Source organism: Bradyrhizobium erythrophlei (genome assembly GCF_042430365.1).
Classification (GTDB): domain Bacteria; phylum Pseudomonadota; class Alphaproteobacteria; order Rhizobiales; family Xanthobacteraceae; genus Bradyrhizobium; species Bradyrhizobium erythrophlei.
Genome location: NZ_JBHMET010000254.1, coordinates 58,062 through 82,503, shown reverse-complemented (window position 1 = coordinate 82,503; position 24,442 = coordinate 58,062). Strand labels below are relative to the sequence as shown.

At 64.7% G+C, this 24,442-nt stretch carries 21 protein-coding genes; 17 read left to right on the top strand and 4 right to left on the bottom strand.

What is annotated here, in order from left to right; all coding sequences use genetic code 11:
- The first annotated feature begins 1 nt into the window (after position 1).
- The 8 genes from ACFFWD_RS38320 (at position 2) to ACFFWD_RS38285 (ending at position 9,892) form a co-directional block, all read left to right on the top strand.
- Positions 2 to 478, top strand: a complete 477-nt coding sequence (locus tag ACFFWD_RS38320; RefSeq protein WP_376974549.1) for a DUF1579 family protein — start codon at positions 2 to 4, stop codon at positions 476 to 478.
- Between the two features lie 38 nt (positions 479 to 516).
- Complete coding sequence (sucD, locus tag ACFFWD_RS38315) at positions 517 to 1,398, top strand: succinate--CoA ligase subunit alpha (protein WP_376974548.1); 882 nt, start codon at positions 517 to 519, stop codon at positions 1,396 to 1,398.
- Positions 1,399 to 1,542: 144 nt separating this feature from the next.
- Positions 1,543 to 2,403, top strand: coding sequence for an outer membrane protein (locus ACFFWD_RS38310; RefSeq protein ID WP_376974547.1), 861 nt, complete (start codon positions 1,543 to 1,545; stop codon positions 2,401 to 2,403).
- Positions 2,404 to 2,663: 260 nt separating this feature from the next.
- On the top strand, positions 2,664 to 5,621 hold the full coding sequence (locus tag ACFFWD_RS38305; RefSeq protein ID WP_376974546.1) for a 2-oxoglutarate dehydrogenase E1 component: 2,958 nt from the start codon (positions 2,664 to 2,666) through the stop codon (positions 5,619 to 5,621).
- A gap of 153 nt (positions 5,622 to 5,774) precedes the next feature.
- The gene (gene odhB / locus ACFFWD_RS38300; protein ID WP_376974545.1) at positions 5,775 to 7,019 is read left to right on the top strand and encodes a 2-oxoglutarate dehydrogenase complex dihydrolipoyllysine-residue succinyltransferase; all 1,245 of its coding nucleotides are present in this window, start codon (positions 5,775 to 5,777) and stop codon (positions 7,017 to 7,019) included.
- A 72-nt stretch (positions 7,020 to 7,091) separates the two neighbouring features.
- Complete coding sequence (locus tag ACFFWD_RS38295; protein WP_376974544.1) at positions 7,092 to 7,841, top strand: SDR family oxidoreductase; 750 nt, start codon at positions 7,092 to 7,094, stop codon at positions 7,839 to 7,841.
- A gap of 83 nt (positions 7,842 to 7,924) precedes the next feature.
- Positions 7,925 to 9,325, top strand: a complete 1,401-nt coding sequence (lpdA, locus tag ACFFWD_RS38290; protein ID WP_376974543.1) for a dihydrolipoyl dehydrogenase — start codon at positions 7,925 to 7,927, stop codon at positions 9,323 to 9,325.
- Positions 9,326 to 9,361: 36 nt separating this feature from the next.
- A complete protein-coding gene (locus ACFFWD_RS38285) occupies positions 9,362 to 9,892 on the top strand; it encodes a hypothetical protein (protein WP_376974542.1) in 531 nt (176 codons plus the stop codon).
- Between the two features lie 155 nt (positions 9,893 to 10,047).
- On the opposite strand, the gene ACFFWD_RS38280 is transcribed toward ACFFWD_RS38285, so the two are convergent.
- Both ACFFWD_RS38280 and ACFFWD_RS38275 read right to left on the bottom strand, forming a co-directional pair.
- Positions 10,048 to 10,638, bottom strand: a complete 591-nt coding sequence (locus tag ACFFWD_RS38280) for a DUF4337 domain-containing protein (protein WP_376974541.1) — start codon at positions 10,636 to 10,638, stop codon at positions 10,048 to 10,050.
- Between the two features lie 102 nt (positions 10,639 to 10,740).
- Entirely contained in the window at positions 10,741 to 11,727 is a 987-nt protein-coding gene (locus ACFFWD_RS38275) for a tyrosine recombinase XerC (RefSeq protein ID WP_376974540.1), read from the bottom strand.
- A gap of 213 nt (positions 11,728 to 11,940) precedes the next feature.
- Between ACFFWD_RS38275 and ACFFWD_RS38270 the strand changes: the two genes are divergently transcribed.
- Positions 11,941 to 14,151, top strand: coding sequence for a primosomal protein N' (locus ACFFWD_RS38270; RefSeq protein WP_376974539.1), 2,211 nt, complete (start codon positions 11,941 to 11,943; stop codon positions 14,149 to 14,151).
- A gap of 118 nt (positions 14,152 to 14,269) precedes the next feature.
- Here the strand turns inward: ACFFWD_RS38270 and ACFFWD_RS38265 are convergent, their stop codons facing one another.
- Positions 14,270 to 14,758, bottom strand: a complete 489-nt coding sequence (locus ACFFWD_RS38265) for a septal ring lytic transglycosylase RlpA family protein (protein ID WP_376974538.1) — start codon at positions 14,756 to 14,758, stop codon at positions 14,270 to 14,272.
- A 631-nt stretch (positions 14,759 to 15,389) separates the two neighbouring features.
- Between ACFFWD_RS38265 and ACFFWD_RS38260 the strand changes: the two genes are divergently transcribed.
- The 8 genes from ACFFWD_RS38260 to ACFFWD_RS38225 all read left to right on the top strand — a co-directional run bounded on the left by ACFFWD_RS38260 (position 15,390) and on the right by ACFFWD_RS38225 (position 23,711).
- The gene (locus ACFFWD_RS38260) at positions 15,390 to 15,950 is read left to right on the top strand and encodes a F0F1 ATP synthase subunit delta (protein WP_376974537.1); all 561 of its coding nucleotides are present in this window, start codon (positions 15,390 to 15,392) and stop codon (positions 15,948 to 15,950) included.
- Positions 15,950 to 17,479: a F0F1 ATP synthase subunit alpha gene (atpA, locus tag ACFFWD_RS38255; protein ID WP_376974536.1), complete on the top strand. Its 1,530-nt coding sequence runs from the start codon at positions 15,950 to 15,952 to the stop codon at positions 17,477 to 17,479. Before ACFFWD_RS38260 ends, atpA begins: the two co-directional genes overlap by 1 nt.
- Positions 17,480 to 17,587: 108 nt before the next feature.
- A complete protein-coding gene (locus ACFFWD_RS38250) occupies positions 17,588 to 18,466 on the top strand; it encodes a F0F1 ATP synthase subunit gamma (RefSeq protein WP_376974535.1) in 879 nt (292 codons plus the stop codon).
- 16 nt (positions 18,467 to 18,482) lie between these two features.
- Positions 18,483 to 18,884 carry an organic hydroperoxide resistance protein gene (locus ACFFWD_RS38245; RefSeq protein ID WP_376974534.1) on the top strand — a complete coding sequence of 134 codons (402 nt, stop codon included), beginning with the start codon at positions 18,483 to 18,485 and terminating at the stop codon, positions 18,882 to 18,884.
- A 27-nt stretch (positions 18,885 to 18,911) separates the two neighbouring features.
- Positions 18,912 to 20,354 (top strand): F0F1 ATP synthase subunit beta, encoded by a 1,443-nt coding sequence (gene atpD / locus ACFFWD_RS38240; RefSeq protein ID WP_376974533.1) that lies wholly within the window; start codon positions 18,912 to 18,914, stop codon positions 20,352 to 20,354.
- A gap of 115 nt (positions 20,355 to 20,469) precedes the next feature.
- On the top strand, positions 20,470 to 20,877 hold the full coding sequence (locus ACFFWD_RS38235; protein ID WP_376974532.1) for a F0F1 ATP synthase subunit epsilon: 408 nt from the start codon (positions 20,470 to 20,472) through the stop codon (positions 20,875 to 20,877).
- Between the two features lie 203 nt (positions 20,878 to 21,080).
- Positions 21,081 to 22,727 (top strand): adenylate/guanylate cyclase domain-containing protein, encoded by a 1,647-nt coding sequence (locus tag ACFFWD_RS38230; RefSeq protein WP_376974531.1) that lies wholly within the window; start codon positions 21,081 to 21,083, stop codon positions 22,725 to 22,727.
- Positions 22,728 to 22,754: 27 nt separating this feature from the next.
- Positions 22,755 to 23,711 carry a helix-turn-helix transcriptional regulator gene (locus ACFFWD_RS38225; RefSeq protein WP_376974530.1) on the top strand — a complete coding sequence of 319 codons (957 nt, stop codon included), beginning with the start codon at positions 22,755 to 22,757 and terminating at the stop codon, positions 23,709 to 23,711.
- Positions 23,712 to 23,941: 230 nt separating this feature from the next.
- On the opposite strand, the gene ACFFWD_RS38220 is transcribed toward ACFFWD_RS38225, so the two are convergent.
- Positions 23,942 to 24,442 (bottom strand): RNA pyrophosphohydrolase, encoded by a 501-nt coding sequence (locus ACFFWD_RS38220; protein ID WP_376974529.1) that lies wholly within the window; start codon positions 24,440 to 24,442, stop codon positions 23,942 to 23,944.

Below are 24,442 nucleotides of genomic sequence, written 5' to 3'. Positions count from 1 at the left end.
CATGGCCGATCATCTCGACGCCCCGACACCGCTGGATGAACACCGCAAGCTCGCGGTCTTCGCGGGCGAGTGGAACGGCGAAGAAATGGTCCATCCATCGCGCTGGACCGCAGGCGGTCCGGCGACCTCGCACGTCGTCGCGCGGATCGCGCTGAACGGCTTCTACCTGATCCAGGACAGCGTGCAGATGCGCGACGGCAAGGAGAGCTTTGCCACCCACGGCGTCTTCACCTACGACCGCGAGGACCGGACCTACAAGCTGTTCTGGCACGACTCGCTTGGCTATTACCCGCCGTCGCCGGCCTCCGGCGCCTGGGTCAACAACTCGCTGATCCTGGTGCGCGGCTCGCTGCGCGGCAATGCGCGCCACGTCTACGAGGTCGTCGACGACAACACCTACAACATGAAAATCCAGTTCTCGCCTGACGCGGAAGGGTGGGCCGATGTGCTCACCGGCGTGTACCGGCGTATCCACTAACCTCCTTCCCTGCTCGTCTCGCGAAAGCATCACGAACCATGTCCATCCTGATCGACAAGAACACCAAGGTCATCTGCCAGGGCTTCACCGGCAAGAACGGCACGTTCCATTCGGAAGCGGCGGTCGCTTACGGCACCAAGATGGTCGGTGGCGTCGCGCCGGGCAAAGGCGGCTCGACCCACCTCAACCTGCCGGTGTTCAACACGGTTGCGGAAGCCCGCGGGAAAACCGGTGCTGATGCGAGCGTCATCTACGTGCCGCCGCCCGGCGCGGCCGATGCGATCTGCGAGGCGATCGATGCCGAGATCCCGCTGATCGTCTGCATCACCGAGGGCATCCCGGTGCTCGACATGGTGCGCGTGAAGCGTTCGCTGTCAGGCTCGAAGTCGCGGCTGATCGGGCCGAACTGCCCGGGCGTCATGACCGCGGGCGAATGCAAGATCGGCATCATGCCGGCCAACATCTTCAAGCCGGGCTCGGTCGGCATCGTTTCGCGCTCGGGCACGCTGACCTATGAAGCGGTGTTCCAGACCACCCAGGAAGGCCTCGGCCAGACCACCGCGGTCGGCATCGGCGGCGACCCGGTCAAGGGCACCGAGTTCATCGACGTGCTCGAGCTGTTCCTCAAGGACGACCACACCAAGTCGATCATCATGATCGGCGAGATCGGCGGTTCGGCCGAGGAAGATGCCGCCCAGTTCATCAAGGATGAGGCCAAGCGCGGCCGCAAGAAGCCGATGGTCGGCTTTATCGCCGGCGTCACTGCGCCTCCCGGACGCCGCATGGGTCACGCCGGCGCCATCATCTCCGGCGGCAAGGGCGATGCCGGATCCAAGACCGCGGCGATGGAAGCGGCTGGCATCAAGGTCTCCCCGTCGCCGGCACGGCTCGGGCACACGCTCGCCGAGATGCTGAAGTAGGACGATCGCGGCGGTTGCCGCCGCATCATAGCCTCGTAGCCCTGTGCGACGCGCCTATTTGGGCGGTCGCTTTCGGCCGTCGAATTCCCGCAACCGTTGCGCGCACGATACAGTCAAGAAGGGGAATCAGGAGTAGCACGGACGGTGGAATTGCTTGCCGATAAGTTTTTTTGCCTTTCTGGAGGAAATTTTATGCGCCCATTGCTTCTCCTTGCGGCGGCCGCGCTTCTCACACCGGTGATTGGTCAGCCCGCGCTCGCGGCTGACATGGCCGTCAAGGCGCCGATCGTCGCTGCTCCCATCGCCTATAGCTGGACGGGCTTCTATGTCGGAGGCAACGTCGGCTACGCTTGGGGGCGCACCACCGACGATGTGAACTTCCTGCCGACGGCGGCCTTCTTCGGTGCCGCGCCGTTCACCGCGTCGGCTAACATGAATGGCGTCCTCGGTGGCGTCCAGGCCGGATACAACGTGCAGTTCGACCGGGCCGTCCTGGGCTTCGAGGCGGATATCGACGCTGCTGATATCAAGGGCAGCCCCTTTGTATCCCCTCTTTCCCCGTTCGTGGGTGCCCCGGTTCCCACCTGGTTCCATAGCTCGAACCAGCGGATGGATTGGTTTGGCACGTTCCGCGGCCGGCTTGGCTATACGCCGGTGGATCGCTTGCTGCTCTACGTGACCGGCGGTTTGGCCTACGGGGAGGTGAAGACAAACAGCTTCACGTCCTTCACGGCTCTGCCGCCGTTCCAGTACGCTGCGTCGACGAGCACCTGGAGAGCCGGCTGGACCGTCGGCGCCGGTGGTGAGTGGGCATTTGCCGGCAACTGGAGCGCCAGGCTCGAATACCTGCACTACGACTTCGGGACGAGCACGGATGCGACCGCGCAGCCGTTGGCGCCCAACGCCCCGTTCGCGGTGACCAACCACTGGACCACCCGCGGCGATCTCGTGCGGGTCGGCGTTAACTACAAATTTGGTGGCGCCCCGCTCGTCGCCAGATACTGATCGCGCACGGATCAAGTCCTGATCGGACGCATCGAGCCCGCCTCCGGAGGTATCACCTTCAAGAAGCGGGCTTTTTTGCGCGCGTCATTGCGTCGCCGGCACCTCAACAAGATTTGTAATCCGATTCATTTTTTGGTTCTTTTAGGCAGGAATATCCATCCCAGATAGGGTAAAGGGTACTCATCCAGTCGGTCCCTTTTCGGGCCGGCCCTAGCGCCGTCTACTACGCGCGAACCGAAAAAAATCACCAGGACTGCTACATGTCTCGCCAGGACGCGAACGCCGCCTTTGCCCTCTCATCCTTCCTGCAGGGCACCAACGCCACCTATATCGACGACCTCTACGCCCGCTACGAGCAGGACCCGGCCTCGGTCGACGCCGAATGGCAGGAGTTCTTCAAGAGCCTGAGGGACACCCCCGCCGACGTCCAGAAGAACGCCGAGGGCGCCTCCTGGGGCCGCGACAACTGGCCGGTCACCCCGCGCGACGAACTGACCTCGGCACTCGACGGCAACTGGGCGCAGGTCGAGAAGGCCGTCGGCACCAAGCTCGCCGCCAAGGCGCAGGTGAAGGGCGCCGAACTGTCGGCTGCCGAAGTCCACCAGGCCACCCGCGATTCCGTCCGTGCGCTGATGCTGATCCGCGCCTACCGCATGCGCGGCCATTTCCACGCCAAGCTTGATCCGCTCGGCATCGAGGCGCCGCGCGATCGCGAAGAGCTCGATCCGCGCTCTTACGGCTTCACCGAGGCGGACTTCGACCGCAAGATCTTCCTCGATCACGTGCTCGGCCTCGAATACGGCACGCTGCGCGAGATTGTGCAGCTTTGCGAGCGCACCTATTGCCAGACGCTCGGCGTCGAGTTCATGCACATCTCCAATGCCGCGCAGAAGGCCTGGATCCAGGAGCGCATCGAAGGGCCGGACAAGGAGATCAGCTTCACCCGCGAAGGGCGCCGCGCGATCCTCAACAAGCTGATCGAAGCGGAAGGCTTCGAGAAGTTCTGCGATCTCAAATTCACCGGCACCAAGCGCTTCGGCCTCGACGGCGGTGAATCGCTGATCCCGGCGCTCGAGCAGATCATCAAGCGCGGCGGCAATCTCGGCGTGAAGGAGATCGTGTTCGGCATGCCGCATCGCGGCCGCCTCAACGTGCTGACGCAGGTGATGGGCAAGTCGCACCGCGCGCTGTTCCATGAGTTCAAGGGCGGCTCGGCCAATCCCGAAGACGTCGAAGGCTCTGGCGACGTCAAGTATCACCTCGGCGCCTCCTCGGACCGCGAGTTCGACGGCAACAAGATCCATTTGTCGCTGACCGCGAACCCGTCGCATCTCGAGATCGTCGATCCCGTCGTGCTCGGCAAGGTGCGCGCCAAGCAGGACCAGCATGGCGATCCGCCGGATCAGCGCATCTCGGTGCTGCCGCTGCTGATGCATGGCGACGCGGCGTTCGCGGGCCAGGGTGTGGTCGCCGAATGCTTCAGCCTCTCGGATTTGAAGGGCTATCGCACCGGCGGTTCGCTGCACTTCATCGTCAACAACCAGATCGGCTTCACCACCTATCCGCGCTACTCGCGCTCCTCGCCCTATCCGTCCGACGTGGCGAAGATGATCGATGCGCCGATCTTCCACGTGAACGGCGACGATCCGGAAGCGGTGGTGTTCGCCGCCAAGGTCGCGATCGAATTCCGGCAGAAATTCCACAAGCCGGTCGTGATCGACATGTTCTGCTACCGTCGCCACGGCCACAACGAGGGCGACGAGCCGGCGTTCACCCAGCCGGTGATGTACAAGCGCATCGCCTCGCATCCGTCGACGCTGGAGATCTACGCAAAGCGGCTGGTTGCCGAGGGCGTGTTGACCGAGGGCGAGGTCGAAAAGGCCAAGGCCGATTGGCGCGCGCGCCTCGATGCCGAACTCGAGGCGGGTTCGGGGTACAAGCCGAACAAGGCCGACTGGCTCGACGGCAAATGGTCGGGCTTCAAGATCGCCGACCAGGAAGAGGATGCCCGCCGCGGCATCACCGGCGTCGATATTGCCGTGCTCAAGGATATCGGCCGCAAGATCACCAAGGTGCCGGACGGCTTCCGCGTCCACCGCACGATCCAGCGCTTTCTCGACAATCGCGCCAAGGCGATCGATAACGGCGTCGGCATCGATTGGGCGACCGGCGAGGCGCTGGCGTTCTGCACGCTGCTCGAGGAGGGCCATCACGTCCGCCTGTCCGGCCAGGACTCCGAGCGCGGCACCTTCTCGCAACGCCATTCGGTGCTGATCGACCAGGAAGACGAGAGCCGCTACACGCCGTTCAACCATCTCGGCGTTGACCAAGGTCATTTCGAGGTCATCAACTCGCTGCTGTCGGAAGAAGCGGTACTCGGCTTCGAGTACGGCTATTCGCTGGCCGAGCCGAATGCGCTTGCGATGTGGGAGGCGCAGTTCGGCGATTTCGCCAACGGCGCCCAGGTCGTGTTCGACCAGTTCATCTCCTCGGGTGAACGCAAATGGCTGCGCATGTCCGGGCTCGTCTGCCTGCTGCCGCACGGCTACGAGGGGCAGGGGCCGGAACACTCGTCGGCGCGGCTCGAGCGTTACCTGCAGATGTGCGCCGAAGACAACATGCAGGTGGTCTATCCGACCACGCCGGCGAACTACTTCCACGTGCTGCGTCGCCAGCTGCATCGCGAAATCCGCAAGCCGCTGATCATGATGACGCCGAAGTCGCTGCTGCGTCACAAGCGCGCCGTATCGCGGCTCGACGAGCTCGGCAAGGACACCAGCTTCCACCGTATCCTGTACGATGACGCGCAGATGCTGACGGACGAGGCGATCAAGCTGAAGCCGGACGACAAGATCCGTCGCGTCGTGCTGTGCTCGGGCAAGGTCTACTACGATCTGTACGAGGAGCGCGAGAAGCGCGGCATCGACGACATCTACCTGATGCGCATCGAGCAGCTCTATCCGGTGCCGCTGAAGGCGCTGGTGCAGGAGCTCGCCCGCTTCAAGGGCGCCGAGATCGTCTGGTGCCAGGAAGAGCCGCGCAACATGGGCTCGTGGCACTTCATCGAGCCCTATCTCGAATGGGTGCTGAACCAGATCCACGCGCCGAACAAGCGTCCGCGTTACGCCGGCCGTCCGGCGGCGGCCGCGACCGCGACCGGCCTGATGTCGAAGCATCTGGCGCAGCTCAAGGCGCTGCTCGACGACGCACTGAACTAACGATCTTCACTGAACTCATGCCCCGCGAAAGCGGGGCAGCCAGTGCCCCGCGCCATCCTACCCGCAGGTGTTGTCACGGAGCGCTGGATCGTCCGCTTTGGCGGACGATGGCCGCACAAGTTTTATGACCGCAGGGTTATCGAGGAAAAGACCATGACTGAAATTCGCGTTCCAACGCTCGGCGAATCCGTGACCGAGGCCACCATCGGCCGCTGGTTCAAGAAGGCCGGTGATGCCGTCGCGGTGGACGAGCCCTTGGTGGAGCTCGAGACCGACAAGGTCACGATCGAGGTTCCGGCGCCGTCGGCCGGCACGCTCGGCGAGATCATCGCCAAGGATGGTGAAACCGTTGCCGTCGGCGCGCTGCTTGGCCAGATCAATGACGGCGCCGCCGGCGCCAAGCCGGCGGCAGCCGCCGCGCCTGCCAAGGCCGCTGCTCCCGCCGCGCCGACCGCCGCCGCCGCGGCTCCCGCTGCGCCAAAGGCGCCGCCGGCCGATGCGCCGCTGGCGCCGTCGGTGCGCAAGCTGTCCGTCGAGAGCGGCATCGATGCCTCCACCGTGCCCGGCTCGGGCAAGGATGGCCGCGTGACCAAGGGCGACATGCTGGCCGCGATCGAGAAGGCGGCGTCCGCGCCGACTCCGATCAGCCAGCCCGCCGCCGCCGTGCAGGTTCGCGCGCCGTCGCCCGCCGACGACGCCGCGCGCGAGGAGCGCGTGAAGATGACGCGGCTGCGTCAGACCATCGCCCGCCGCCTGAAGGACGTGCAGAACACCGCCGCGATGCTGACCACCTTCAACGAGGTCGACATGACCGAGGTGATGAAGCTGCGCGCGCAGTACAAGGACGTGTTCGAGAAGAAGCACGGCTCGAAGCTCGGCTTCATGGGCTTCTTCACCAAGGCGGTCGTGCAGGCGCTGAAGGACATTCCGGCGGTCAACGCCGAGATCGACGGCGGCGACCTGATCTACAAGAACTACTATCACATCGGCGTTGCGGTCGGCACCGATCGCGGCCTCGTGGTGCCGGTGGTGCGCGACTGCGATCACAAGTCGATCGCCGAGATCGAGAAGTCGATCGCCGACTACGGCCGCCGCGCCCGCGACGGCCAGCTCAAGATCGACGAGATGCAGGGCGGCACCTTCACCATCACCAATGGCGGCATTTACGGCTCGCTGATGTCGACGCCGATCCTCAATGCGCCGCAGTCCGGCATCCTCGGCATGCACAAGATCCAGGAGCGGCCGATGGTGGTCGGCGGCAAGATCGAGGTGCGCCCGATGATGTATCTGGCGCTGTCCTATGATCACCGCGTGATCGACGGCAAGGAAGCGGTTACCTTCCTGGTGCGGGTCAAGGAGAGCCTGGAAGATCCGGCGCGCCTGGTGCTGGATCTCTAAGAACATACTGCACGTGACGCCGGGCAACCCGGGCGTCACGATCGGTTTGGGCGCACACGCTTGGGGACGAATGTGACGGATAAGGTCGTTGTCATCACCGGCGGCAGCCGCGGCATCGGCCGCGCCGCGGCCATTGCCGCCGCGGCGCGCGGCTATCGCGTCGTCGTCGGCTATGCCACCAATCAGGCCGCGGCGAACGAGGTCGTTGCCGCGATCGAGGCAAAGGACGGCAAGGCGATCGCGGTGAAATGCGACGTCGGCAGCGAGCAGGACATCCTCGCGCTGTTCAAGGCAGCGGATGGCTTCGGGACGCTCGGTGCGCTCGTCAACAATGCCGGCATTGTCGGCAAGAGTGGCGTGCGCGTCGACGAGATGTCCGCGGAGCGTATCCAGCAAATGATGGCAGTTAATGTCACGGGTAGCATCTTGTGCGCGCGCGAGGCGGTGAAGCGCATGTCGACCAGGCACGGCGGCAAGGGCGGCGTCATCGTCAACCTCTCGTCGGTCGCGGCGCGGCTCGGCGCGCCCAACACCTATGTCGACTATGCCGCCTCCAAGGGTGCGATCGATTCCTTCACGGTCGGCCTTGGCCACGAAGTCGCGGGTGAAGGCATCCGCGTCGCCGGAATCCGGCCCGGGCTCATCGATACCGAAATCCACGCCGCTGGCGGCGAGCCCGATCGTGCGCACCGGCTCGCTCACATGGTGCCGATGAAGCGCGTCGGCACCGCAGAAGAAATCGCCAACGCCATCGTCTGGCTGATCTCGGACGAGGCATCCTACGTCACCAGCGCGATCCTCGACGTGTCGGGCGGTCGCTAGGGCATGGTCCGGAAAGGCGGCAACCGGCTTTCCGGCAAGATGCTCCCCTCACTGTCACACACCTTAGCTACAGGACTTCAACCATGGCTTCCTACGATCTCGTCGTCATCGGCACCGGACCCGGCGGTTACGTCTGCGCGGTGCGCGCGGCGCAACTCGGCATGAAGGTCGCGGTCGTCGAGAAGAACGCAACACTCGGCGGCACCTGCCTCAATGTCGGCTGCATGCCCTCCAAGGCGCTGCTGCACGCGTCCGAGATGTTCGAGGAAGCCGCGCACTCCTTCGCCAAGATGGGCGTCAGCGTCTCGGCGCCGAAGCTCGACCTGCCCGCGATGATGAACTTCAAGCAGCAGGGCATCGACGGCAACGTCAAGGGCGTCGAGTTCCTGATGAAGAAGAACAAGATCGACGTGCTCAAGGGCACCGGCAAGATCCTCGGCGCCGGCAAGGTCGAAGTTACGGGCGACGGCAAGAGCGAGATCGTCGAGACCAGGAACATCGTGATCGCCACCGGCTCCGACATCGCGCGCCTGAAGGGTATCGAGATCGACGAGAAGCGCATCGTGTCGTCGACCGGCGCGCTGTCGCTAGGGAAGGTGCCGGAGAAACTCCTGATCGTCGGCGCCGGCGTGATCGGGCTCGAGCTTGGTTCGGTGTGGCGCCGCCTTGGTGCCGACGTCATGGTCGTGGAATTCCTCGACCGCATCCTACCGGGCATGGACGGCGAGGTCGCCAAGCAATTCCAGCGCATGCTGGAGAAGCAGGGCTTCGTCTTCAAGCTCGGCACGAAGGTCACCTCGGTTGACACGTCGGGCAAGACGCTGCTCGCCAAGCTCGAGCCGGCCGCGGGCGGCGCAGCCGAGACGATCGAGGCCGACGTTGTGCTCGTCTCTATCGGCCGCGTGCCCTACACCGAAGGGCTCGGGCTGAAGGAAGCCGGGGTCGCGGTGGACAATCGCGGCTGCGTCGAGATCGACAAGCATTTCTCGACCAATGTGAAGGGCATCTACGCGATCGGCGACGTCGTCGCGGGGCCGATGCTCGCGCACAAGGCGGAGGACGAGGGCGTCGCCTGCGCGGAGATCATCGCCGGCCAGGCCGGCCACGTGAACTACGATGTTATCCCAGGCGTTGTGTATACCACGCCGGAGGTGTCGTCCGTCGGCAAGACCGAGGAAGAGCTCAAACAGGCAGGTATCGGCTATACCGTCGGAAAATTCCCGTTCACCGCGAATGGCCGCTCCAAGGTCAATCAGACCACTGACGGCTTCGTGAAAATTCTCGCAGATGCGAAGACGGATCGGCTGCTTGGCGTCCATATTGTCGGCCGCGAAGCCGGCGAGATGATCCACGAGGCCTGCGTTCTCATGGAATTCGGCGGTTCTGCCGAGGACCTCGCGCGCACCTGCCACGCCCATCCGACCCGCTCGGAAGCGGTCAAGGAAGCCGCGCTTGCGGTCGGCAAGCGGGCCATCCATATGTGATCGACATCCGGCGTCAGCCGGCTAGAGTCGACACCTATGCTGCGCCGCCTGCTACAGCCGTTCTGGGTCCTGCTTGCGATCATCTTCCTGATCGAGGCATGGCTGTGGGACCACCTCGAGCCAATCGTCGAGCGCGTGGTGGCGTTGATCCCGCTGCGCGCGTTCAAGCAATGGCTGTCCGACCGCGTCGACTCGCTGTCGCCGGCGATGACATTGATCGTGTTCATCGTGCCGGTGATTCCGCTGTTTCCGCTCAAGCTGGTCGGGCTGTGGCTCTTGGCGCACGAATACTGGATGAGCGCGATCTCGACGATCCTGTTCGCGAAGTTCCTCGGCGTCGGCGTCACCGCCTTCATCTTCGACATCACGCGGCCGAAGCTGTTGGAGATGCGCTGGTTCGAGGCGCTCTACGAGTTCGTCCTCGCGGTGCGCGCCAAAGCCTCCGCACTGGTCGAACCGATCAAGCAGCGGATTCGCGCGATTATCGGCGGCGATGGCGATGGCTGGTCGGCGCGCATGCTGCGCCTGATCGCGCGCTTCCGCAAAAGCGTGCACGAGGCGCGTTAGGCTGACCGTAAATCCTAGACCCGTCATCCTGAGGAGCGCGCTCTCGCGCGCGTCTCGAAGGAGGCACGGCCCCGCTGGTGGCCGTCCACCCTTCGAGACGGCCGCGCTGCGGCCTCCTCAGGGTGACGGTTAAGGAGGGGAGCCCCTCCACTAGCTCAATGCAGATGCAGCAAATGCGGCTGGAAGAGGCCGAGGGCCGTCATGACGACGCCAGCGAGCGTCACGAGGCCGGACACCCAGGCCAGCGCGATCATGCCGGTGATGATGGTCGCGGACGCCAGCACGATGGCGATCTGGAACGCGGCAGAGGCAAGCTCGAAATGGTGGTACTTCGCGGTGGCTTCGTCACGCTCGTGTTCGGCGTGCTTGGCGCGCTCGGCCAGCTGCTCGGTGCCTTCGCCGGTTTCCGGCTCCGAGCGGTAGCGCGCCGCGGTCTTCTGCCAGTCGTCGATTTGCTTTTGCAGCGACGCTTTGGTGGCGTCATCGGTGGTGCCGGCAAGGCTCAGTTTGCCCTGTTCGGCGGCGGTCTGCACCGTGGTGCGGCGGATGCTCTTGGCCTGGAAGAACGCCCACAGGTTGGATGCTTCGACATTCTTGCTGATCGCTTCGGTTTGCGCGCCCTTCCCGAGGGTCTCCGACAGCGCCAGGCACAGTGCGATCACCGCGATCAGCAGCGCGATCTTCTTGTTCTCGCCGGAGGCGTGCTCGGCATGCTCCGCGTGCTCCATACTCTCGTGTGCGCTCATGATTCCCCCTTCCGGCTGAGACGGCCACACGATTGCCGAATGCGGCCTGCAACGCAAGGGGCGAGCCGTTTATGGCAGCCGTATGAACATGAACGGCGGCGTTCAGCCGCGCGGATGGGCCGAGCGATAGACCTCGAGCAGGCGCTCGCTGTCGATGCCGGTGTAGATCTGCGTGGTCGACAGCGATGCGTGACCGAGCAACTCCTGGATCGCGCGCAGGTCGCCGCCGCGGCTCAAGAGATGCGTGGCGAAGGAATGCCGCAAGGCGTGCGGCGTTGCGCTATCGGGCAGACCGAGCGCGCCGCGCAGCCGTTCCATCGTGAGCTGGATGATTCGCGGGCTCAGCGGGCCGCCGCGGGCGCCCACGAACATCGGTCCGGTGGGGCTCAACTGATGCGGGCAGATCGCGGCGTAGTCCGCGATCTGCTGCAGCACGTTCTGCAGCACCGGGACCATCCGGGTCTTGTTGCCCTTGCCGGTGACGACGAGCACGTCGCCTTCGCCGGGCTTCGGTACGTCCCGTCGTTTCAGTCCCAGCGCCTCGGAGATGCGCAGGCCCGAACCATAGAGCAGCGCCATCACCGCGGCATCGCGCACCAGGATCCAGGTCTCGCGGGTCTCGCCGGCGCGCTCGTCGGCATCGGCAAAGCGCTTTGCCGCGGCCACATGGATCGGTTTCGGCAGGCCCTTGGCGATCTTCGGGGCACGGATCGCCGACAACGCACCGACCTTGCCCTTGCCTTCGCGTTCGAGGAAGCGCCCGAACGAGCGCAGGCCGGCCAGCGCCCGCATCAGCGAGCGTCCGCCGATCTCATCGGCACGGCGCATCGCCATGAAGGCGCGGACGTCGCTCGCCTCGAGCGCGGCGAATCCGGCAAGCGTGACGTGTGTGCCCCAATGCCCGGCCAGGAAGGCGAGGCATTGGCGGACATCGCGGGCGTAGGCCTCGAGCGTCTTCGGCGACAGCCGCCGCTCGGCGCGCAGATGCGACAGCCATCGCGCCATCTCCTGCGTGACGGTCAAGTCGGCGTAGTCGAGCTCAACCGGCTGGGTCACCGGCTCTTTGCTTGCCTGGTTTGTCTTGGCCATGGCGCTATTGGCGTTGCTAGTCCCTTGATTATATCGCACCTGTTTCGTTTACCGTTCGCTAACTTGCTGGGGTGGCGACAAAGCGTTTTCGAGCGAAGTGGATGCCGGTTCGCGTGAAGAAAACGCGTCAAAACAAGAATCTAGAGCCTCGGTTCTGATGCAATCAGAACTGAAATTGCTCTAGCCTGCCGCGGCTCAAGGATCGATTCCCGGATGGACCACACCACGCGCAGTAGCACGACCTCGACGTCGACGACCCGTGTCGTCGACGTGCTGGTGCCTGTTGCGCTGAACCAGACCTATTCCTACCGCGTCCCGCGCAGCATGGAGCTTGCGCCCGGCGACGTCATCTGCGTTCCGCTCGGGCCGCGTGAGGTCGTCGCCGTAGTGTGGGCCGAGAACGCAAAGCCCGACCCGCGGCTGCACAACCGGCTCAAGGACGTCAGCGAGAAGCTCGACGTCCCGCCGCTCAGAGCGGAACTGCGCCAGCTCGTCGACTGGGTGTCCAACTATACGCTGTCGGCCCGCGGCATGGTGCTGCGGATGACGCTGCGCATGGGCGAGAATCTCGGACCCGAGCGCACCCGCATCGGCGTGCGCCTGGTCGGCGAGCCGCCGCGGCGCCTGACGCCGGCGCGGCGGCGGGTCATCGACCTGCTGTCCGACGGACTATTGCACGGCAAATCGGAAGCGGCGCGGGAGGCGGGCGTCAGTTCTGGCGTGATCGACGGCCTCGTGGACGAGGGCACGCTGACGGTCGAGGCGATGTCGCCGCCGCTGGCGCCGCCGCCGCCCGATCCATCCTATGCGCAGCCGGATTTTTCGCCCCAGCAGCGCAGCGCGGTCGACGTGATGCGTACGCTCGCGGCGAGCGGCAGCTTTCACGTCGCGTTGCTCGATGGCGTCACGGGCTCCGGCAAGACCGAGGTGTATTTCGAGGCGATCGCCGAGAATATCCGTCGCGGCCGGCAGTCGCTGATCCTGATGCCGGAGATCTCACTGACCGGCCAGTTCCTCGATCGCTTCGCGCAGCGCTTCGGCGTGCGGCCGCTGGAATGGCATTCGGAGCTGACGCCGCGCACCCGCGCGCGCAATTGGGCGGCGGCCTCCGAAGGCAAGGCACCGGTCGTGGTCGGCGCCCGCTCGGCGCTGTTCCTGCCCTATGCCGATCTCGGCCTCATCATCGTCGATGAGGAGCACGACCAGGCCTACAAGCAGGACGACGGCGCGCATTATCATGCGCGCGACATGGCAGTGGTCCGCGCGCACATCGCCAAGATCCCGATCATATTGGCCTCGGCGACGCCCTCGGTCGAGAGCGAGGTCAATGCGCGCAAGGGGCGCTACCAGCGCGTCGCGCTGCCGTCGCGCTTCGGTGGGCAGCACATGCCGCATATCGAGGCGATCGACATGCGCCGCGCGCCGCCGCCACGCGGGCGCTTCATCTCCCCGCCGCTCGCCGAGCAGATCCGTTACGCGATCGAACGGCGCGAGCAGGCGCTGTTGTTCCTCAATCGCCGCGGCTATGCGCCGCTGACGCTATGCCGCGCCTGCGGCCATCGCTTTGCCTGCACGATCTGCGACGCCTGGCTGGTCGATCACCGCTTCCGCCAGCGGCTGGTCTGCCATCACTGCGGCTTCTCGATGCCGCGGCCGAACATCTGCCCGCATTGCGCGGCGGAGGAATCGCTGGTGGCCGTCGGCCCCGGCGTCGAGCGGCTGCAGGAGGAGGCGGCGAGCATCTTCCCAGAGGCCCGCACCATGGTGCTGTCGAGCGATCTCATCACCTCGATCGAGACCATGCGCAGCGAGCTGAACGAGATCGCAGAAGGCCGCGTCGACATCATCATCGGCACGCAGCTCGTGGCCAAGGGCCACAATTTCCCGCGGCTGAACCTGGTCGGCGTGGTCGATGCCGATCTGGGCTTGAGCAATGGCGACCCGCGCGCCGCGGAGCGGACGTTCCAGCTCCTGAACCAGGTGGTCGGCCGCGCCGGCCGCGATCAGGGTCGCGGCGTCGGCTATCTGCAGACGCACCAGCCCGAGCATCCCGTCATCAAGGCGTTGATCGCCAACGATCGCGAGGCGTTCTATGCGAGCGAGATCGAGATTCGCGAGCGCACCGGCTATCCGCCGTTCGGCCGCCTGGCGAGCCTGATCATTTCCGCCGGCGATCGTCCGACCGCGGAAGGTTTTGCGCGCAAGCTCGCCGCCGTCGCGCCGTTCGATGAGCGCATCCAGGTGCTCGGCCCCGCCGAGGCGCCGCTCGCCGTGATCAAGGGCCGCTATCGGTTTCGGCTGCTGGTGAAGTCGCTGCGCAACGTCGACCTTTCGCAATATCTGCGCGAATGGCTGGCGGCAGGTCATAAGACCAAGGGCAATCTGAAGCTCGAGGTCGACGTCGATCCGCAGAGCTTCCTGTGAAAACAAAAGCCTGCCGTCATTCGCGACGGCAGGCTTGTTCGATGCGCGGAATCAGATCCGCGACCGTACTCTACGCAACGCTTACCGAACTCTTCGAACGGAAACGTGGAGCGAAGGCTTAGGAGACGACCTCGGCGGTGACGCGGCCGACGCCGGCGCCGGTGAGGCCGATGGCGCGGGCTGCGCCGGTGGAGAGGTCGAGCACGCGGCCGCGAATGAACGGGCCACGGTCGTTGATGGTGACGATGACGCTACGGCCGCCATGGGTGACGCGGAGCTTGGTGCCGAACGGCAGCGAGCGGTGGGCTGCGGTCATGGCGTTCTGGTTGAAGCGCTGACCGGAAGCGGTGCGGCTGCCGGACTCACTGCCGTAATAGGAGGCCATGCCCGAGAAGGAGTGGCCGCCGTTGGGCTGGGCAATCGAGGCGTTGGCATTGCGCCAGGAGGAACCTTCGGCGCGGGCGTGATGGTGGTGGCGGTGGTGGTGCCGCGACTTCGCGGATGCTTCGGTGACGCTGCCGCCGACCAGGAGAGTTGCGGCTACAAAAGCGAGCGCCGTACGCGACTGGGTTTTCCCCCCCAGCGCCGGCTTTATAATCTTCAGCATTGATAAGACCCTCAGACAGTATTGCCACAAATGTGGCAAGTGGAACCCCCGTCCCGTCGTTGACCATCGCCGTTTGGTTTTGCATTGCGGCACGAATTGGGCAGTAGTTCCGGATTGTCTTCCGATGAAACATCTTGTGACCGGGCAAGGGTATTCGAGGTAAATTTTGAAATCTTTGCCGTTAACCAACTTTTAACGAATACAATACTAGCGAATACTGTTTATCGGAGCCGTAGTAAGTTTTCGGTAAGTAATCGCCAAATGGAACACTCGGCCGCGTCGGGTTCCGAAACGGCCCGCTCATGGGGCCATGCGAATTGGCGATGGAACAAAATGCGAGGACGCGAATCGGCGGCCGACGCGGCTAATTCCCGAGGGCAGAATTTCCGTTCATCCGCAGGCGCCGGGCCGCCGAAAAAGCGTGTGCGACAAGGCGGCACCGACGGGTGCCGTCATGTTGCACCTGCGCGCTCGCTATGTTAGCAAAGCCGCGATTTTAACGATTCCGGCACGTCCTGTGCCGGTCGAAAATCGAAGTCCCGCTTGAATTCCAAGGGCTTGGATCGCTAGGCGCTGCTTTGGTGGCGACGGTTTTTCCCTTGCGAATTTGACAGCAATAAAGAGCGAGCTCGTGGCTGCTGAAGATCCGTCCGTTTCGGGAGTGTCCGGTCGTTACGCAACGGCCTTGTTCGAGTTGGCGCGCGACGAAAAGTCCGTCGATCAAGTCAAAGCCGATCTCGATAAATTCGAGGCCATGCTCAACGAGAGCGCCGATCTCAAGCGCCTCGTGCGCAGCCCGGTGTTCTCGGCCGATGCCCAGCTGAAGGCGCTGGCCGCGGTGCTCGACAAGGCCGGGATCTCCGGCATATCCGCAAAATTCCTGAAGGTGCTCACCGCCAATCGCCGGCTGTTCGCTGTGGCCGACGTGATTCGCGCCTACCGCGCGCTGGTGGCGAAGTTCAAGGGCGAGGCGACTGCCGAAGTCACCGTCGCCGAGCAGCTCAGTGACAAGAATCTCGACGCGCTGAAGACCGCACTGAAATCGGTGACGGGCAAGGACGTCGCGCTCAACGTGAAGGTCGATCCTTCCATTATCGGTGGCCTGGTGGTCAAGCTCGGCAGCCGCATGGTGGATAGTTCGCTTCGCACCAAACTCAATTCGATCAAGAACGCGATGAAAGAGGCAGGCTGATGGACATCCGCGCCGCGGAAATTTCCGCGATCCTCAAGGACCAGATCAAGAATTTCGGCCAGGAAGCCGAAGTCACCGAAGTCGGGCAGGTGCTGTCGGTCGGTGACGGTATCGCCCGCGTCTACGGCCTCGACAACGTTCAGGCCGGTGAAATGGTCGAGTTCGAGAACGGCACGCGCGGCATGGCGCTCAATCTCGAAACCGACAACGTCGGTATCGTGATCTTCGGCTCCGACCGCGAGATCAAGGAAGGCCAGACCGTCAAGCGCACCCGCGCCATCGTGGACGCGCCGGTCGGCAAGGGCCTGCTCGGCCGCGTCGTTGATGCTCTCGGCAATCCGATCGACGGCAAGGGTCCGATCCAGGCCGTCGAGCGCAAGCGCGTCGACGTCAAGGCGCCCGGCATCATTCCGCGCAAGTCGGTGAACGAGCCGATGGCGACCGGCCTGAAGGCGATCGATGCGCTGATCCCGATCGGCCGCGGCCAGCGCGAGCTGATCATCGGCGACCGCCAGACCGGCAAGACCGCGATCGCGCTCGACACCATCCTGAACCAGAAGCCGCTCAACGCGCAGCCGGACGAAAACCTCAAGCTGTACTGCGTCTACGTCGCGGTCGGCCAGAAGCGTTCGACCGTTGCGCAATTCGTGAAGGTGCTCGAAGAGCAGGGCGCGCTGGAATATTCGATCGTGGTGGCGGCCACCGCGTCCGATCCGGCCCCGATGCAGTACCTTGCGCCGTTCACCGGCTGCACCATGGGCGAGTACTTCCGCGACAACGGCATGCATGCCGTGATCATCTATGACGACTTGTCCAAGCAGGCCGTCGCCTACCGTCAGATGTCGCTCTTGCTGCGCCGCCCGCCGGGCCGCGAAGCCTATCCGGGCGACGTGTTCTACCTGCACTCCCGCCTGCTCGAGCGTGCGGCGAAGCTCAACAAGGATCATGGCTCGGGCTCGCTGACCGCGCTGCCGGTGATCGAAACCCAGGCCAACGACGTGTCGGCCTACATTCCGACCAACGTGATTTCGATCACCGACGGCCAGATCTTCCTTGAAACGGATCTGTTCTTCCAGGGCATCCGTCCCGCGGTGAACGTCGGTCTGTCGGTGTCGCGCGTCGGTTCGTCGGCGCAGACCAAGGCGACGAAGAAGGTCGCCGGCAAGATCAAGGGCGAGCTCGCGCAGTACCGCGAAATGGCGGCGTTCGCGCAGTTCGGCTCTGACCTCGACGCGTCGACGCAGCGCCTCTTGAACCGCGGCTCGCGCCTGACCGAACTCCTGAAGCAGCCGCAGTTCTCGCCGCTGAAGATGGAAGAGCAGGTCTGCGTGATCTGGGCCGGCACCAACGGCTATCTCGATCCGCTCCCGCTCAACAAGGTGAAGGCGTTCGAGGAAGGCCTGTTGTCGCTGCTGCGCGGCAAGAACGCCGACATCCTCAACGCGATTCGCGACAGCCGGGACCTCTCCGACGACACCGCTGCCAAGCTGAAGTCGGTGGTCGAAGGCTTCGCCAAGAGCTTTGCCTAAGAAGGCGTTCGCATAAATCGGGGTACCGCCCGGCCTCGCGGCCGGGCGCGACGAACAGAGAGGCTTGCGGTCTGACCCTTCCGGTCGGATCGCCGGGGTGAACGAAGAATGGCTTCACTTAAAGACATGCGGGTCCGCATCGCCTCGACCAAGGCGACGCAGAAGATCACCAAGGCCATGCAGATGGTCGCAGCCTCGAAGCTGCGCCGCGCGCAGCACGCCGCCGAAGCGGCGCGGCCCTACGCCGACAAGATGGACGCGGTGATCTCCAACATCGCAGCCGCCGCCAACGGCTCGCCCGGCGCGCCGGCGCTGCTCGCTGGCACCGGCAAGGACCAGGTGCATCTGCTGCTGGTGTGCACCGGTGAACGTGGCCTGTCGGGCGCGTTCAACTCGTCGATCGTGCGTCTGGCGCGTGAGCGCGCCTTGTCGCTGATCGCGCAGGGCAAAGAGGTTAAATTCTTCTGCGTCGGCCGCAAGGGCTACGAGCAGCTTCGCCGCCAGTTCGAGAAGCAGATCGTCGAGCATGTCGATCTGCGCTCGGTGCGCCAGCTCGGCTTCGTCAACGCCGAAGACATCGCCCAGAAAGTGCTGGCGCGGTTCGAGGCCGGTGAATTCGACGTCTGCACGCTGTTCTACTCGCGCTTCAAGTCGGTGATCGCGCAGGTCCCGACCGCGCAGCAGATCATCCCGCTGGAAGTCGCGGAGCCCGCGGCCAATGCCGCTGCCGCGACGTCCTATGAATACGAGCCGGAAGAGGACGAGATCCTCGCCCGCCTGCTGCCGCGCAACCTCGCGGTGCAGATCTTCCGCGCGCTCTTGGAAAACAACGCCTCGTTCTACGGCGCCCAGATGAGCGCGATGGACAATGCGACACGCAACGCCGGCGAAATGATCCGCAAGCAGACGCTGATCTACAACCGTACCCGCCAGGCCATGATCACGAAGGAGCTGATCGAAATCATCTCCGGCGCCGAGGCGGTCTAACCGAAGGGAGCGCGACATGGCTTACGTCACATCGGCTACCACCAAGGGCGGTCGCAACGGCCGCGCGATGCTCGACAATGGCGGGCTCGCGCTCGCCATGGCGCTGCCGAAGGAGTTGGGCGGCGCCGGCGACGGCCACAATCCCGAGCAACTGTTCGCGCTCGGCTATTCGGCCTGCTTCGGCCAGGCGATCCTCGTCGTCGCCAAGAAGCACGGCATCGACGGCCAGGCCGCCAAGGTCACGGCCGACATCACGCTCAACACCGACGGCGGCTTTTCGCTCGCGGTCGAGTTGAAGGTTTCGGTTCCTGGCGCCGACAAGGCCAAGGTCCAGGCGCTGGTCGAAGAAGCTCACACGGTGTGCCCGTATTCCAAGGCCACCAAAGGCAACATCCCGGTCAAGCTGACCGTGGTCTAAAATTTCGGATCGAAGGAGATAGAGTCCATGGCTACAGCAGCCACCCAGATCGGTCGCGTTACCCAAGTCACGGGCGCCGTGGTCGACGTGCAGTTCGAAGGCCACCTGCCGGCGATCCTCAATTCGCTCGAGACCCAGAACGCTGGCAATCGCCTTGTGCTCGAGGTCGCGCAGCATCTCGGCGAATCCACCGTGCGCACCATCGCGATGGACACCACCGAGGGTCTGGTCCGCGGCCAGGAAGTGACCGACACCGGCGCACCGATCCGGGTGCCGGTCGGTGAAGGCACGCTCGGCCGCATCATCAACGTCGTCGGCGAGCCGATCGACGAAGCCGGCCCGATCAAGTCCGAAGGCCTGCGCGCCATCCACCAGGAGGCGCCGAGCTATACCGACCAGTCGACGGAAGCGGAAATTCTTGTCACCGGCATCAAGGTCGTCGACCTGCTCGCGCCCTACGCCAAGGGCGGCAAGATCGGCCTGTTCGGCGGTGCCGGCGTCGGCAAGACCGTGCTCATTCAGGAACTGATCAACAACGTCGCGAAGGCGCACGGTGGTTATTCCGTGTTCGCCGGCGTCGGCGAGCGTACCCGCGAGGGCAACGACCTCTATCACGAGTTCATCGAATCGAAGGTCAACGCCGATCCGCACAATCCGGATCCGAGCGTGAAGTCGAAGTGTGCGCTGGTGTTCGGCCAGATGAACGAGCCGCCGGGCGCCCGCGCCCGCGTCGGTCTGACCGGCCTCACCGTCGCCGAGCACTTCCGCGACCAGGGCCAGGACGTGCTGTTCTTCGTCGACAACATCTTCCGCTTCACGCAAGCCGGCTCAGAAGTGTCGGCGCTGCTCGGTCGTATTCCTTCGGCCGTGGGTTATCAGCCGACGCTCGCGACCGACATGGGCGCGCTGCAGGAGCGCATCACCACCACGCAGAAGGGCTCGATCACCTCGGTGCAGGCGATCTACGTGCCGGCCGACGACTTGACCGACCCGGCGCCCGCGACCTCGTTCGCGCACTTGGACGCGACGACCGTGCTGTCGCGCGCGATTTCGGAAAAGGGCATCTATCCGGCGGTGGACCCTCTCGACTCGACCTCGCGCATGCTGTCGCCGCTCGTCGTCGGTGAGGAGCACTACAACACCGCGCGCCTGGTCCAGCAGATCCTGCAGCGCTACAAGTCGCTGCAGGACATTATCGCCATTCTCGGCATGGACGAACTGTCGGAAGAGGACAAGCTCACGGTTGCCCGCGCCCGCAAGGTCGAGCGCTTCCTGTCGCAGCCGTTCCACGTCGCCGAAGTGTTCACCGGTTCGCCGGGCAAGTTCGTCGACCTCGCCGACACCATCAAGGGCTTCCGCGATCTCTGCGAAGGCAAGTACGATCACCTGCCGGAAGCGGCCTTCTACATGGTCGGCACCATCGAAGAAGCCGTTGAGAAGGGCAAGAAGCTCGCCGCCGAAGCGGCCTAAGACGGGCGAATGGCGAACAGGGAGTAGCGACCAGCTGCTCCCGGCTTCGCCACTCGCTATTCGCCACTCCCCATTCGCCACTCCCCATTCGCAGGTTTTCCTTCACAGGTTTTCCATGGCTACCTTCCACTTCAATCTCGTCTCTCCCGAAAAGCTCGCCTTCTCCGGCGAGGTTGATCAGGTCGACGTTCCCGGCGTGGAAGGCGATTTCGGCGTGCTCGCCGGACATGCCCCGGTCGTGGCTGCGGTTCGTCCGGGCATCCTGACGATCATCAACGCCGGCAAGCGCGAGAAGGTGATCGTGCTCGGCGGTCTCGCCGAGATGTCGGAGAAGGGCCTCACGGTGCTCGCCGACGTCGCGACGGCGATCGCCGACCTCGACCGCGCGAAGTTCGCCGAGACCATCAAGGAGATGGAAGAGAAGCTCGCCGAGAAGGAGGGCTCCGAGCTCGACCATGCGATCGAGCGGCTCGATCACTTCAAGGGCATCCAGCAAGAGCTCAACACGACGGCGATGCACTGAGCATGATTCGGTAAAGCGGGCGCCGGCTTTCCGGAAAGATCGTGCTCAGCCAGAATTAGCCCGGCGTCAGCCTCGCCATAGCCCTCGAAAATCTGAACGAACTCAGCGCTCGCCACACCCTGGCGGGCGCTTGATGCTTGTTGCACCCGCAAGTTTCTGGCGGCATTCTGCTCTGGCATATCGTGGTTCCGGGGCTGGCACTCATGAAACGCAAGATCGCGGCGATATTCGCGGCCGATATTGCCGGCTACAGCCGACTGGTTGCCGAGGACGAGGAGGAGACGCTGCGGCGGCTCGCGTCCTATCGGCAGGTGACCGACGACTTCATCGCCAAATGCGGCGGCCGCATCTTCAACACCGCGGGCGACGCCGTGCTTGCCGAATTCCCGAGCGCGGTCGAGGCGGTGCGGTGCGCGATCGATATCCAGGAAAGCCTGCGCACGCGCAACATGGCCTATCCGCCGAGCCGGCAGATGGCGTTCCGCATCGGCATCACCATCGGCGACGTGGTCGAGCGCGACGGTGATCTGCTCGGCGACGGCGTCAACATCGCCGCGCGGCTCGAGGGACTTGCCGAGGTCGGCGGCATCTGCGTGTCGCGCGCGGTGCACGAGCAGGTCGTCAACAAATTGTCGGTGCAGTTCGCCGACATCGGTGCGCAGGAAGTGAAGAACATTCCGACCCCCGTGCATGCCTACATGGTGGCGATGCGGCGCGAGGACGGCACCTACGCGACCCCGCAGGTCAAGAAGCAGGCCAAGTCAGCCGCGGCCGGCCCGCCGAGCTGGATGTGGCCGGTGGCAGCGACCGTGGTTCTGCTGGTTGCGATCGGCGTCGGCGGTTTCCTCTATTTCACCAAGCTCGAGACGACGGCGGCCAAGCCGTCCGCGGTTGCGAGCAATGCAGCGAGCCCGGCTGCGGCGCCATCCGCGTCGCCGACCACATCGACACCGTCGACAATGGCATCGCCGGCGCCGGCTCCCTCCGTTGCAGCCGCGCCGCCGCCACCGCCGTCGATCCCGTCAGGCGAGAAGTTCGTCGCCGACAATGTGCCTTTCGTCGGCGAACGCACCCGCGGCATCCTCGCCAATGAATATGCCGGCGCTGGTGACTCCAAGGCTGTCGCCATCAACATCAACGGCGTCATTGGTTGGATCGCCGGGCAACCGAGCGAGGAGGCGGCCAAGACGGCGGCGCTCGAGCAATGCCAGAAGCGTGCCGACAATGCGGGCACAACGCGCAAATGCGAGCTCTACGCGGTCGGCAACGCCGTCGTGTACGCCCATGGCAATCCACCGCTGCCGCCGCTGCCCTGGGTCAAGCGCGACTCGCTGGTCGACAAGCCGTTCGCGGCCAAGGAAGTGCCGCTGCTGCGCGACCAGAGCAAGACCCGGCTGGAGAACATGTTCACTCCGGCACGGAAGACCAAAACAATTGCCATCGGCCCGGGCGGCCAGTTCTTCTTCAATTCCGGCATGGAGACGCTGGAGGAATCGGCGCGGCGAAACCTGCAGGGTTGCGCCGCGGTTGCCGGAGTTCCCTGCATGATCGTCGCGGTTGACGACGTCTTCGTGGTGCCGGTTCCGACGATGCTCCGCGCCATCGGATTCTTCAAAGCCTCGGACAGCGCGGTCATTACGCCGAGCGAGCGAAGCGACGTTGCGCAGAAGCTTGCCAATGCCACGATGGGTTGGAATGCGGTTGCCGTAGGCACGCAGGGGCGGCCCGGACTGGCCTTGAAAGCCGCCAACGAACAGGCCGCGGTCAATGCGGCGCTCGGCGATTGCGTCAAGCGCGACAGCGACTGCCACGTGATCGCAATCGGTCCGTTCGCGGTCGGGCCGAACTAGGCATTTGGATAGCTTGGAATTGACGACGTGATCACTTTTTCCACCGACGACCTTCGTCCGCAGGACCGCTTCGACCATTGGTGCGAGGTGCGCGGCAAGACCCTGTTCGGCGTCACCATCGAGCTGGAGCGCAACAAGCGCGCGGACTTCGACGGCCGATTTTCGGCAACAGCGGTCGGCGACGCGGTGTTGGCGGAGATGAAGGCGTCGTCCTATCGCGTCAGCCGCACCACGGCCGACATCGCGCGCGTTCCGAGCAACAGCATGCATCTCGCATGGCAGGTGCGCGGCCCCGGCCACATGAATATCGGCCGCGATCGTATCCAGTTCGTGCGCGAGGGCGACCTGGTGTTCGGCTCCACCAACCTCCCGTTCGCCTCGACGCCCGAGCGCGCCGACGGCTTTCACTTCTTCAGTCTGAAGATTCCGGTCAGCAACGATCTCGTGCTCGGCGCGCGGATCGACGACGTTGCGCCGGTGGCGCTGCCGCGCGACGGCGGTTTGACGCGGCTTGTCGGCGCCATGTTCCGCGCAATGACGCGGCAACCCGAGCAGGCCGGACAGTTCGCCGGCGATGTCACGCATATGGTGCGTCTGGCGCTGCTCGCGCGCGGACGCCTGCGACCGCGTCAGCACGAGGTCCGTGCGGCCATGCGCGCAGGTTTCCTCCATGCGGCGAGCGAGATCGTCGCCCGCGATCTGCATCGCCCTGAGCTCTCTCCGAGCGCAGTCGCCGCCGAGCTCGGCATTTCGCTCCGGCAACTGCATATGCTGTACGAGCCGACCGGGCTTTCGTTCGCGCGGACACTGACGGCGGCGCGGCTGGCGCGGGTGCGGCGGATGCTCCGCGCCACGCCACAGCGCGCGATCGATGAAGTCGCATTCGCGTGCGGCTTTGACAGTATCGCGACCTTCTATCGCGTATTTCGTACGGCCTACGGAATGACGCCGGGCGATGCCAGGCTCGTTCCTGCCGTGAATTAGAGCACGATGAGATTAGGTCGATTTGGCGCCGCGAAGACGCTGCACTCCCTCTCCCGCTTGCTTGCGGGGGAGGGCTGGGGTGGGGGCTCTCTCCACGAATCGTACTGTGGAGAGAGCCCCCACCCGACGCGCTCCGGACGACGCTTCGCGTCGCTCGGCGCGCGTCGACCTCCCCCGCAAGCGGGAGAGGTGAAGCGAGTCCGCGGACAGTCGGTTCATCAAGCTCTAGTCTAGCTCGCGAATTGCGCAAACCGCGTTGCGACCGCGCGATAGACGTCGCGGCGGAACGGCACCACGAGGTCGGCGACCCGGTCGAGCCGCTCCCAGCGCCATTGATCGAATTCGGCGGGCTGGCCGTTGCGCGGCGTCAGCGGGTCGATCTCGTCGTCACGCCCGGTGAAGCGAAGCGCGAACCATTTTTGCCGCTGCCCGCGGAATTTCGCCAGCCGGTGCGACGGCGGTCCGTCATAGGGCGGAAATTCGTAGGTCATCCAGTCGGTCTCGGCGAGGTAGTCGGCGCTGACGGCGCCGGTCTCCTCCCAGAGCTCGCGCATGACAGCCTGGCGCGGATCCTCGCCCGCGTCGATGCCGCCCTGCGGCATCTGCCATTCGAGACCGGGCAGGACGATCTCCGGTCCATCGTCCTTGAAACGATGGCCAATCAGCACGCGTCCGTCGGCGTTGAACAGCGCGATGCCCACGTTCGGGCGATAGGGTTTGCTTGTCGGCAT